This window comes from Conexibacter sp. CPCC 205762 (genome assembly GCF_030646155.1).
In the GTDB taxonomy this organism is placed as follows: Bacteria; Actinomycetota; Thermoleophilia; order Solirubrobacterales; family Solirubrobacteraceae; genus Conexibacter.
On sequence record NZ_JAUTDN010000052.1, the window covers coordinates 21,602 to 31,745 of the forward strand.

Here is a 10,144-nt window from a genome sequence, read left to right on the forward strand (position 1 = left end):
GGAGGAGAGAGAGATGTTCGGTCGGTCCCTGCGGCGCCTCACGGCGCTGACACTCGCCGCTGCCGCGACCGCGGCGCTCGGCGCGGGCTGCGGGAGCAGCTCGGACGACGACGGCGGCTCGGGCACGAGCGCCGCGTCCGGCGGAGGCGGCGGCGACAAGCCGGTCGTCGGCTTCATCAACGGCAGCTCGGTCGAGTTCAACATGTGCGTCTCCAGAGGTCTGAAGGCGGGCCTCGGCGACGCGGCCGAGCTGAACGAGGTCAACTCGCGCGACGACGTCGGCGCGGAGGTCTCCAACGGCGAGGACCTGCTCGCGCGCAAGCCCGACGCGCTCGTGCTGCAGACGGTCAACGTGCAGTCGGGCGCGCAGATCGTCGACAAGGCCAACGGCGACGACGTGCCGGTCTTCCTCAGCTCGGTCGACTTCGTGCGCGACCCGAGCAAGGTCGCCGGCGCGGTCGTCTTCGACAACGGCGCGACCGGCGCGAAGATCGGCGGCTTCCTCGCCGAGCAGGTCAGAGCCGCGGGCGGTTCCGGCGAGGTCAAGGTCGGGATCGTCGCGGGCGCCCCCGGCGCGGCCTCCGACTTCCTCGTCAGAGGCTTCAAGGGCGCGCTTGCCGCGGCCCCGAACGCGAAGGTCGTGTTCGAGCAGCCGGGCATGTGGAACCGCGGCAAGGCCGCCTCGGTCGCCGAGAACATGATCCAGGCGCAGCCCGACCTCGACTACGTGCTCGTCTCCAACGAGGACATGGCCTTCGGCGTGCTGAAGTCGCTGCAGGCGGCCGGCAAGGACGGCCAGGTGAAGATCCTCACCAACGGCGGCACCGAGCTGGGGCTGAGAGCGGTCGAGGATGGCGAGTTCCTCTCGACGACCGACGCCTCGCCGTTCCAGATCGGCTTCCGCACCGGCAGAGCGGTGCTCGACCAGCTCGACGGCAGAAGCGCTGCCGAGCCGGTCCAGACGCTGCCCGTGCAGGTCATCACCAGAGACAACGCCGCCGGCGCCGCGGCCTACTGCGCGGCCTCATGAGCGCCGCGCAGGTCACCGCCCGCTGGGTCGAGTTCCCCAGCATCGGCGGCACGATCCGCGGCTACCTCGCGCTCCCCTCGGGGGGCGCGGGCCCGGCCGGCGGCTGGCCGGCGGTCGTGATGGCGCACGAGAACCTCGGCGTCACGCCGCACCGCGAGGAGGTGACGCGGCGGCTCGCGGCCGCGGGCTTCGCGACGCTGACGGTCGACCTCTTCACGCGCGCCGGCGGGGCGCCTGCCGAGTTCAGCTCGCCGTCCGACCGCCGCATCAAGGCGTTCCTGTCGGCGACCGACGACCAGGCCGTTCCCGACCTGCTCGCGGGCCTGCGCTTCCTCGCGACGCTCGACGGCGTCGACGCGGCGCGGGCCGGCGTGATCGGCTTCTGCATGGGCGGCGGCACGGCGATCGCCGCCGCCCTGCTGGGCGACGCCTTCAAGGCGGCCGTCTCGCTCTACGCGCTGCCCGTGCTGCTGCCCGAGTACGCGACCAGCGGCCGCTCGGTCGACCGGATCGCGCAGGCGCCGGCGATCCGCTGCCCGATCCAGTTCCACTTCGGCGAGCAGGACGAGGTGATCCCGCTCGACCAGGTGCGGCGGCTCGACGCGGCGGCGCGCACGAGCGGCCTGCCGGTCGAGACGCACACCTACGCCGGCGCCGGCCACGCCTACCACGACGACACGCACAGAAACCACGCCTCGGAGGCGGCCGCGCTGACGTGGGAGCGCGCGCTCGCCTTCTTGCGGACCCACCTGTGAGCCTCTGGACCGACTTCCTCGGGGCTCGCGTCGAGTGGGTCGAGGCCGGCGGCGTCGCGACGCGGGTGGTGACCGCCGGCGCTGCCGGCGGCGCCGCTCCGCTGGTGCTCCTCCACGGCCGCGGCGGCCACCTCGAATCGTGGCGGGCGAACCTCGTCCCGCTCGCCCGCACCCGCCGCGTGATCGCCTTCGACCTGCTCGGCCACGGCCTCACGGGCCGTCACGACGGCGGCTACGGGATCGCGGAGCTGGCGGCGCACGCGACCGCCGTGCTCGACGCGCTCGACATCGGTAGCGCCGTCCTCGCCGGCCAGTCGATCGGCGGCTGGGTCGGCGCGCGGATCGCGCTGGAGCGGCCCGAGCTGGTCCGCGCGCTCGCGCTGATCGAGCCGGCCGGGCTGCAGAGCGAGGCGCAGCGGCTTGCCGATCCGCGCGTCGCCGCCGCCTTCGAGCGCGGCGGGCGCGCGTTCGCCGAGCCGACCGCCGACGCCGTCCGCACGCGCCTCGCCGGCCTCGTGGCCGACCCCGCGTCGATCGACGACGAGCTGGTGCAGACGCGCCGGGCGCTCTACGCGCCGGAGGCCGCGCGCGCCGTCCACAGAGCGGTCCGCGCCGCCGACAACTCCGCCGCGCTGCTCGACGCCCAAGCCCTCGCCACGCTGCGCGAGCGCGGCCTGCCGCTGCTGCTGATCCGCGGCGAGCACGGCCACACGCCGGCCGCCGTGGTCGCGCAGGCGGCGCAGACCGCCGGCGCCCAGCTCCACACCCTCCCCGGCGCCAAGCAGTGGCCGCAGCTGGAGCGGCCCGGCGCCGTCAACGACCTGCTCGACGACTTCGCAACCACGCACGGAAGGACCTGACCCCGATGTCATTCTGGATCGACGCGCTCGGCACGAGCGTGACCTACCACGACGCCGGCGGGATCCGCACCCGCGCCATCCAGGCCGGCCCCGCCGACGGCGAGGTCGTCGTGATGATGCACGGCCTCTCCGGCCACGCCGAGGGCTTCGTGCGCAACGTGCGCGCCTTCGGCGAGGCCGGCTACCGCACCTACGCGATCGACGCGATCGGCCACGGCTTCACGGACAAGCCGACCGACGTCACGTACCACTCGCCGCTGTTCGAACGCCACCTGCTCGACTTCCTCGACAGCGTCGGCGCCGAGCGCGCGCACCTGATCGGCCAGTCGCTCGGCGCCTGGACCGGCTGGCGCGTCGCGCTCTCCCAGCCCGAGCGCGTGCGCTCGCTGATCTCGGCGACCGGCGCCGGCATGCTGCTGTCCGACGCGGCCAGCCAGGCCGAGAGCAAGGCGATCCACAGAAAGGTCGCGTCGGTCACCAACAGAGCGCTGGAGGCGCCGACGAGAGAGCGCGTGCGGGCGCGGCTGGAGTTCCTGATGGCGGCGCCCGAGAACGTGCCCGACGAGCTGGTCGACACGCGCTGGACGATCTTCAACCTGCCCGACAGCCGCGCCGCGATGCCGCAGATGACCGCCGAGCAGACCGGCGAGGACAACCGCGCGAACCTGATCGGCGAGGCCGAGCTCGCGCGCACGAGCGTCCCGACGCTGCTCGTCTGGACCGACAGAAACCCGACCGTGCCGGCGGCGACGGCGCGCAAGGCGGCGGCGCTCGTGCCGGGCGCGCGCTTCGAGCTGATCGAAGCTGCAGGCCACTGGCCGCAGTTCGAGCAGCCGGAGGCGTTCAACCGGATCGCGCTCGACTTCATCGGGAGCTGCTGATGGGCGAGGTCGTCTGGGCCGCCTGCGTCTCGCACGCGGGCGGCCAGCTGCGGGTGCGGCAGAGCGAGCGCGAGCAGGACAAGCTCGACCGCGTCTACGCCGGCTGGGAGCGGTTGCGCGACTCGCTGGCGCAGGCGCGGCCGGACGCGCTCGTCGTCGTCGGCAACGACCACATGTTCACGTTCTCCGAGGACCTGATGCCGACGTTCACGATCGGCCGCGGGGAGGGCTTCGAGACGTGGGGCGAGCTGGGCAACACGATCCGCCCGCTGCCCGGTGCCGCCGCGCTCGCTGACGAGCTGCACGGCGCGCTCGTCAGCGCCGGCTTCGACGTCTCCGGGATGCCGGGGATGCGGCTGGACCACTCCTACGCCTGCCCGCTGGAGTTCCTCGACCCGGCCGACGCGATCCCGCTCGTGCCGCTGTCGGTCAACACCTTCGTGCGGCCGCTGCCGTCGTTCGCGCGCTGCCGCCAGCTCGGCATCGCGCTCGCCGACGCGATCGCCGCGCAGACCGTCGCCGAGCGCGTCGCCGTCGTCGCGACCGGCGGCATCAGCCACTGGATCGGCGTGCCCGAGACCGGTCGCATCAACCCGGAGTGGGACCGCTGGTTCCTCGACCTGTTCGAGGCGCCCGACCTGGCCGCGCTCGACGGGATGAGCGAGGCGCAGTTCGTCGCCGGCGGCGGCCCCGGCGCCGGCGAGCTGCTGTGCTGGATGGTCGCGCTCGGCGCGGCCGGCTCGCACGGCGGCAGACGGCTGCTGTACGAGCCGGTCGAGGAGTGGATCACGGGGATCTCGCTCGTGGAGATGGAGCTGACATGAGCCGCACGCACCTGCAACGGGCCGCCTACCACCTGTCGCTGCCGGGGTCGCTGGCGGAGCGCCATCCCGGCGACCCGGCGGCCGCGCTCGCCGAGCTGCGGGCGATCACGCAGGGCGAGCCGCTGGCGTCGCTGCGCGGGATCGACATGCGGCTGGAGCTGACCGACGAGGAGGCCGGGCTGATCGCCGTCGGCGACGTCGCGGCCCTGTATCGCCGCGGCGTCCACCCGAACGTCGTGCGCAACTTCGCCGGCGTCTTCGGGATCGACTACGTCGCCGCCTACCGCGAGGCGGGGCTGCGCGATGACTGAGGCGCTGTCTGCGGAGGCGGTCGCCGCCGAGGCGCGGCTGCTGTGGGAGGCCGAGCGGACGCGCGTCGCGGTCGCGCCGGTGGTCGAGCGCCACCCGGGCGCGACGATCGCCGACGCCTACGCGATCCAGCTCGCCGGCCGCGCGCTGCGGCTGGCCGAGCCGGGCGCGCGGCTGGTCGGCCGCAAGGTCGGGCTGACGAGCGACGTGATGCAGCGGATGCTCGGCGTCGACCAGCCCGACTTCGGCTACCTGACGGCGGCGATGGTCTCGGGCGACGGCGCGGCGCTGTCGCCGGCGGACTTCCTCGCGCCACGCGTCGAGGCCGAGATCGCGTTCAAGCTGAAGGCGCCGTTGTCCGGCGCGGCGCTGACGATCGACGACGTGCTGGCGGCGACCGAGGCGGTCGCGCCGGCGCTGGAGGTGATCGACAGCCGCATCGCCGACTGGCGGATCGGGATCGCCGACACCGTCGCCGACAACGCCTCCTCGGGCCACGTCGTGGTGGGGGCGTGGCGGCCGCTGCCGGCCGGTCTCGACCTGGCGGCGGTCGAGGTGACGCTCGCGGTGTCGCCCGGCGGCGACGCGAACGCAGGCACCGGCGCGGCCGTCCTCGGCCACCCCGCGGCGCCGATCGTCTGGCTCGCGCGGGCGCTGCACCAGTACGGCGGCGGCGAGGGGATCGCGGCGGGCGAGATCGTCATCCCCGGCGCCGTCTCCAGAGCGCTGCCGGTCGCGCCGGGGCAGACGGCGCGCGCGTCGTTCGCCGGGCTCGGGGACGTGTCGGTCACGTTCGTCGCGGGGGCGTCGTGATGCCCGCGAAGGTCAAGGCCGCGATCCTCGGCCCCGGCAACATCGGCACCGACCTGCTGATCAAGCTGCTGCGCAGCGAGGTCGTCGAGCCGGCGCTGATGGCCGGCATCTACGCCGACTCGCCGGGCCTGACGCGGGCGCGTGAGCTGGGCGTCGCGACGAGCGCCGACGGCGTCGAGGCGATCCTCGCCGACGACGCGATCCAGCTCGTCTTCGAGGCGACGGCGGCGAGAGCGCACCGGCTCAACGCGCCGCGTCTGGAGGCGGCCGGCAAGGTCTGCGTCGACCTGACGCCGGCCGCCGTCGGGCCGTACGTCGTGCCGGCCGTCAACCTCGACCAGCACCTCGACGCGCCCAACGTCAACCTCGTCACCTGCGGCGGCCAGGCGACGATCCCGATCGTGCACGCGATCGACCGCGTCGCCGACGCCGCCTACGCCGAGATCGTCGCGACGATCGCCTCGGCCGGCGCCGGCCCCGGCACGCGCGCGAACATCGACGAGTTCACCGAGACGACCGCGCGCGGGATCGAGCTGGTCGGCGGCGCCGACCGCGGCAAGGCGATCATCATCCTCAACCCGGCCGAGCCGCCGATCCTGATGCGCGACACGATCTACGCGCGCGTGCGCAGACCGGACGCGGCGGCGGTCGAGGCGTCGGTGCGCGCGATGGCGGAGCAGATGCGCCGCTACGTGCCCGGCTACCGGCTGCTCGTCTGCGACAGCGACGGCGACCTCGTGACGGTGATGATCGAGATCGAGGGCGCCGGCGACTTCCTGCCGGTCTACTCCGGCAACCTCGACATCATGACCGCCGCCGCCGCGGGCGTCGGCGAGCGGCTGGCGCGCCGGCTGCAGGGAACGGAGGTGGCCGCATGAGCGCGCTGACGCTGCTCGACTCCTCGCTGCGGGACGGGATGCACTCGGTCCGCCACAGCTTCACGCCGCAGCAGGTGACGGCGGTCGCCGGCGCACTCGACCGCGCCGGCGTCGACGTGATCGAGGTGACGCACGGCGACGGGCTCGGCGGCTCCTCGATCCAGTACGGCGAGTCGCCGCACCGCGACGAGGAGCTGATCGAGGCGGCCGTCGCGGCGGTGACGCGTGCGCAGGTCGCCGTGCTGCTGCTGCCCGGGATCGGCACGCTGCGGAGACTGCGCGAGGCGCAGGCGCTCGGCGCGACGGTGGCGCGCGTCGCGACTCACTGCACCGAGGCCGACATCTCCGCCCAGCACATCGCGTGGGCGGCGTCGAACGGGATGCGGGTCGCCTCGTTCCTGATGATGAGCCACATGGTCGAGCCGGCCGTGCTGGCGGAGCAGGCGAAGCTGATGGAGAGCTACGGCTCGCAGTGCGTCTACATCGTCGACTCGGCCGGCGCGCTCGTGCCCGACACCGTCACGCCGCGCGTCGAGGCGCTGCGGGCGGCGCTCGACGCGTCGACCGCGGTCGGCATCCACACGCACAACAACCTCGGCTGCGCGGTCGGCAACGCGCTCGCGGGCGTGAAGGCCGGCGCGACCTGGGTCGACGGCTCCGTGCGCGGCCTCGGCGCCTCCGCCGGCAACGCGCAGCTGGAGGTGCTGGCGGCGGCGCTGGAGCGCTCGGGGACCCCCGCGAACGCGGACCTGTTCGCGCTGATGGACGTCGCCGAGACGGTCGTCGCGCCGCTGCAGCAGCGCCCGCAGATCATCGACCGCACCGGCCTGACGATCGGCTACGCCGGCGTCTACAGCTCCTTCCTGCTGCACGCCGAGCGGGCCGCCGCGAAGTACGGCGTCGACGCGCGCGACGTGCTGATGGAGCTGGGCCGGCGGCGGATCGTCGGCGGGCAGGAGGACATGATCATCGGGGTCGCGGCGGAGCTGGCGGCGTGAGCCCTCAGGAGGAGGTCGCGCGCGGCTGCCGGGTGCTCGGCGCGGCGGGCCTGGACGACCACGTCTGGGGCCATCTGTCGCTGCGCGACGGCGACGGGCGCGGCGCCTGGATCAAGCGCGCCGGGATCGCCTTCGACGAGGTCACCGTTGATGACGTGATGCTGGTCGGCTGGGAGGGTGAGGTGGTGGCGGGCGACGGCCCGCGCCACCAGGAGTGGCCGATCCACACCGAGGCGCTGCTGGCGCGGCCGGCGACGCAGGCGGTCGTCCACGCGCATCCGCCACATGCGATCGCGCTCGCGGCGGCGGGGCGGGAGCCGCTTGCGATCTCGCACACCGGCGGCGTCTTCGCGGCCGGCGTCGGCCGCTACGAGGAGTGGGCGGGCCTGATCGACACGCGCGAGCGCGGCGCGTCGCTGGCCGCCGCGCTCGCCGGCCACCGGGCCGCGCTGATGGTCGGCCACGGCGTCGTCACGGCCGGCGCGAGCGTCGGCCTGGCGGTGACGGCGGCGGTGCTGCTGGAGCAGGCCTGCGAGCTGACGCTGCTGGCCGACGCGGCCGGCGGCGTCGTCCGCCCGCTGCCGCGCGAGCGGGCGCTGGCCGAGTACGCGCACGCGCAGGCCGATGCGCACCTGGAGGGCGCGTGGCGGCGGCTGCTGCGGGCGGTCGCCTGAGGCGCGGCGCCGCGTGGGCGACGTCCCGCGCGGCGCGGCTCGCTACAGCGCCGCCGTCTCGCGCACGAGCAGCGCGCCGAACTGCTCGAGGCGGTCGTGCAGGCGGGTCGTCGGCCCGACGATGCCGATCGTCCCGAGTGGCCGCGTGCCCTCGCTGAGGACCGGCACCGCCACGCCCGAGACGCCGTCGAGGTAGCCGTCCGCGACGAGCGCGTAGCCGCGCGCGGCCGCCTCCTCCAGCTCGCGCAGGAAGGCCGCGGGCGAGCGTCTTCTGCCGCCGGCGTCTCTCGTCGTGCCGAGCCGCTCGGCGAACGCGCGCCGCTCGGCCGGCGCCATCCCGCTCAGCAGCGCCTGCCCGAGCGAGCCGGGCGCGATCGGCGAGCGCCTGCCGACGGGGGAGAGGATCGACAGCGCGTGCGCGCTGTCGCGCCGCGCGACGACGACGATCTCGGCGGTCGCCCAGTCGGGCTGCCCGAGCAGCACGGTCTCGCCGGTCGCGCTCGCGAGCGCCTGCAGCACCGGCCCGCAGACCTGCACGAGGTCGAGCTGCTCGCGCACGATCGCGCCCAGCTCCATCAGCTTGCTGCCGAGCGCGTAGCGGCCGTCCTCCGACTGCGTCATGAAGCCGCTCTGCACGAGCGAGCTGGCGATCCGGTACGCGGTCGGCTTCGGCAGCCCGACCCGCTCGGCCAGCTCACCGAGCGTCAGCGCCGGCTCGGCGAGCGTGAACGCGCTCATCAGCGTGCACGCCCGCTCGACCGCCCGCACGGGCGAGAGCGCGCTGTCCTCTCTGGGGCCTGACATCGACGCGAGAGCGTACTCGCTGCGGGGGCGCTACCGATGGGCAAGATTTGAGACTCGATCTCATTTTAAGCTACGCTCCCGGCCGATGGCGGGGACACGAGAACCGGGCGAGCGCGACCGCTGGCTCGACTGGGCGCAGGGGCGGCTGGCGCGGACCGGGCTGCGCGCCGGCGCGGTGCGGGTCGCGCTGCTGGAGCTGCTGGCGCGCGACGGCGACTGCCTGATCAGCGCGCAGCAGATCGTCGCGCGGCTGGCCGCGCGCGGCGTCGGCTCGCAGGCGTCGGTCTACCGGCTGCTCGACCAGTTCGTCGTGCTCGGGCTGCTGCGGCGGGTCGTCGGCCGCGACGGGCTCGCGCGCTACGAGAAGGCGCACCCCGGCCACAGCCACTACCACCTCGTCGACGCCCGCACCGGCGCCGTCGAGCCGTTCACCGACGCGCGGCTGGAGGCGGCGATCGCCGGCGCCGCCGAGCGCCACGGCTTCCAGCTCGACCGCTACGACGTCGTGCTGCACGGGGTGCGCGTGAGGGGCGGCGCGGCGTGAGGCGCCGGCGGGCTGCGGGCGTGCGCGCGGCAGCTCTGCGCGCTGCGGCGGCGGGTGTCGCGGCGGCGCTCGCGGGGCCGGGGTCGGCGGCCGCCGCGCCCGTCGTCCTCCAGGACGGCCACGTCGACTGGGGTGCGCGGCTGGTCGACGGCGCGCTGCGGGTGCAGGTCAAGGACGGCACCGCGGGCTCGGGCGCGGTCGTCTGGCGCGACCCGGCCGACGTCGTCTTCCACGTCCGCCCGGCCGCGCGCACGAGCGTGCCGGCGGGCGCCGCGTTCGCCTTCCTCGGCACGCCCGGCGCGCCGCTGTGGCTGCTGCCGCAGGTGCAGCGCCCGGGGGTCCTGTGGCCCGGCTGGAACACGGAGGAGATCGCCGGCGGGCAGGTCGCCGGGCCGCTGACGTGGACGCTCGACGCGGTCGACGGGCCGGGGCGGTTCGCGCTCTTCAGCTCCGGCACCTTCGGCGGCGCGACGACGCTGTTCGACAGCGGCGACGGGCTGCCCGACACGACGACCGTCCCCGCCGGCACGCACGCCCACGGCAACTGGGCCTTCGGCGCCGAGGGCCGCTATCTGCTGACGCTCACCACGCGCGCCGCGCTCGCGCCCTCCGGCGCGACGAGCGACACGCGCCAATTGCTCGTGACCGTCGGCGCCGTCGATCCCGCCAGCGGCGCGCCGCTGGCGGCGGCCGATCCGCCGCCCGGCGCGACGCCGCCTGCTGGCCCGACGCCGCCCGGCGGCGGCGCGTCGCCGACGCCGGCGCCGTCCCGCC

General features: G+C 75.1%; 13 protein-coding genes. 12 read left to right on the forward strand and 1 reads right to left on the reverse strand.

Annotated elements, in window-relative coordinates:
• Positions 1–13 precede the first annotated feature (13 nt).
• Genes Q7L73_RS25610 through Q7L73_RS25655 form a run of 10 tightly spaced genes read left to right on the forward strand, consistent with a single transcriptional unit; the run spans position 14 to position 8,022 of the window.
• Complete coding sequence (locus tag Q7L73_RS25610; RefSeq protein WP_304694662.1) at positions 14–1,030, forward strand: sugar ABC transporter substrate-binding protein; 1,017 nt, start codon at positions 14–16, stop codon at positions 1,028–1,030.
• A complete protein-coding gene (locus tag Q7L73_RS25615) occupies positions 1,027–1,785 on the forward strand; it encodes a dienelactone hydrolase family protein (RefSeq protein ID WP_304694664.1) in 759 nt (252 codons plus the stop codon). The genes Q7L73_RS25610 and Q7L73_RS25615 overlap by 4 nt, the downstream gene beginning before the upstream one ends.
• Positions 1,782–2,645, forward strand: a complete 864-nt coding sequence (locus Q7L73_RS25620; RefSeq protein WP_304694665.1) for an alpha/beta fold hydrolase — start codon at positions 1,782–1,784, stop codon at positions 2,643–2,645. The genes Q7L73_RS25615 and Q7L73_RS25620 overlap by 4 nt, the downstream gene beginning before the upstream one ends.
• Before the next feature lie 5 nt (positions 2,646–2,650).
• Positions 2,651–3,526 (forward strand): alpha/beta fold hydrolase, encoded by an 876-nt coding sequence (locus Q7L73_RS25625; RefSeq protein WP_304694666.1) that lies wholly within the window; start codon positions 2,651–2,653, stop codon positions 3,524–3,526.
• Positions 3,526–4,350, forward strand: a complete 825-nt coding sequence (locus tag Q7L73_RS25630) for a hypothetical protein (protein ID WP_304694668.1) — start codon at positions 3,526–3,528, stop codon at positions 4,348–4,350. Before Q7L73_RS25625 ends, Q7L73_RS25630 begins: the two co-directional genes overlap by 1 nt.
• Complete coding sequence (locus tag Q7L73_RS25635) at positions 4,347–4,661, forward strand: hypothetical protein (RefSeq protein WP_304694670.1); 315 nt, start codon at positions 4,347–4,349, stop codon at positions 4,659–4,661. The genes Q7L73_RS25630 and Q7L73_RS25635 overlap by 4 nt, the downstream gene beginning before the upstream one ends.
• On the forward strand, positions 4,654–5,472 hold the full coding sequence (locus Q7L73_RS25640) for a 2-keto-4-pentenoate hydratase (protein WP_304694672.1): 819 nt from the start codon (positions 4,654–4,656) through the stop codon (positions 5,470–5,472). The genes Q7L73_RS25635 and Q7L73_RS25640 overlap by 8 nt, the downstream gene beginning before the upstream one ends.
• The gene (locus Q7L73_RS25645; protein ID WP_304694674.1) at positions 5,472–6,350 is read left to right on the forward strand and encodes an acetaldehyde dehydrogenase (acetylating); all 879 of its coding nucleotides are present in this window, start codon (positions 5,472–5,474) and stop codon (positions 6,348–6,350) included. Before Q7L73_RS25640 ends, Q7L73_RS25645 begins: the two co-directional genes overlap by 1 nt.
• On the forward strand, positions 6,347–7,348 hold the full coding sequence (gene dmpG / locus Q7L73_RS25650; protein ID WP_304694676.1) for a 4-hydroxy-2-oxovalerate aldolase: 1,002 nt from the start codon (positions 6,347–6,349) through the stop codon (positions 7,346–7,348). The genes Q7L73_RS25645 and dmpG overlap by 4 nt, the downstream gene beginning before the upstream one ends.
• Positions 7,345–8,022 (forward strand): class II aldolase/adducin family protein, encoded by a 678-nt coding sequence (locus Q7L73_RS25655; RefSeq protein WP_304694678.1) that lies wholly within the window; start codon positions 7,345–7,347, stop codon positions 8,020–8,022. Before dmpG ends, Q7L73_RS25655 begins: the two co-directional genes overlap by 4 nt.
• A 42-nt stretch (positions 8,023–8,064) precedes the next feature.
• Here the strand turns inward: Q7L73_RS25655 and Q7L73_RS25660 are convergent, their stop codons facing one another.
• Positions 8,065–8,826, reverse strand: coding sequence for an IclR family transcriptional regulator (locus tag Q7L73_RS25660; RefSeq protein WP_304694680.1), 762 nt, complete (start codon positions 8,824–8,826; stop codon positions 8,065–8,067).
• A gap of 85 nt (positions 8,827–8,911) precedes the next feature.
• Between Q7L73_RS25660 and Q7L73_RS25665 the strand changes: the two genes are divergently transcribed.
• Together Q7L73_RS25665 and Q7L73_RS25670 are read left to right on the forward strand one after the other, a co-directional pair.
• Positions 8,912–9,370, forward strand: coding sequence for a Fur family transcriptional regulator (locus tag Q7L73_RS25665; RefSeq protein WP_304694682.1), 459 nt, complete (start codon positions 8,912–8,914; stop codon positions 9,368–9,370).
• 20 nt (positions 9,371–9,390) lie between these two features.
• The coding region (locus Q7L73_RS25670; RefSeq protein WP_304715707.1) for a choice-of-anchor M domain-containing protein at positions 9,391–10,144 on the forward strand (754 nt) is incomplete at its 3' end.

Excerpts from the sequence above, each read along its gene's own strand:
- Q7L73_RS25610 (WP_304694662.1), top strand. The coding sequence starts at position 14 with ATGTTCGGTCGGTCCCTGCGGCGCCTCACGGCGCTGACACTCGCCGCT.
- Q7L73_RS25615 (WP_304694664.1), top strand. The coding sequence starts at position 1,027 with ATGAGCGCCGCGCAGGTCACCGCCCGCTGGGTCGAGTTCCCCAGCATC.
- Q7L73_RS25625 (WP_304694666.1), top strand. The coding sequence starts at position 2,651 with ATGTCATTCTGGATCGACGCGCTCGGCACGAGCGTGACCTACCACGAC.
- Q7L73_RS25630 (WP_304694668.1), top strand. The coding sequence starts at position 3,526 with ATGGGCGAGGTCGTCTGGGCCGCCTGCGTCTCGCACGCGGGCGGCCAG.
- Q7L73_RS25635 (WP_304694670.1), top strand. The coding sequence starts at position 4,347 with ATGAGCCGCACGCACCTGCAACGGGCCGCCTACCACCTGTCGCTGCCG.
- Q7L73_RS25640 (WP_304694672.1), top strand. The coding sequence starts at position 4,654 with ATGACTGAGGCGCTGTCTGCGGAGGCGGTCGCCGCCGAGGCGCGGCTG.
- Q7L73_RS25645 (WP_304694674.1), top strand. The coding sequence starts at position 5,472 with ATGCCCGCGAAGGTCAAGGCCGCGATCCTCGGCCCCGGCAACATCGGC.
- dmpG (WP_304694676.1), top strand. The coding sequence starts at position 6,347 with ATGAGCGCGCTGACGCTGCTCGACTCCTCGCTGCGGGACGGGATGCAC.
- Q7L73_RS25660 (WP_304694680.1), bottom strand. The coding sequence starts at position 8,826 with ATGTCAGGCCCCAGAGAGGACAGCGCGCTCTCGCCCGTGCGGGCGGTC.
- Q7L73_RS25665 (WP_304694682.1), top strand. The coding sequence starts at position 8,912 with ATGGCGGGGACACGAGAACCGGGCGAGCGCGACCGCTGGCTCGACTGG.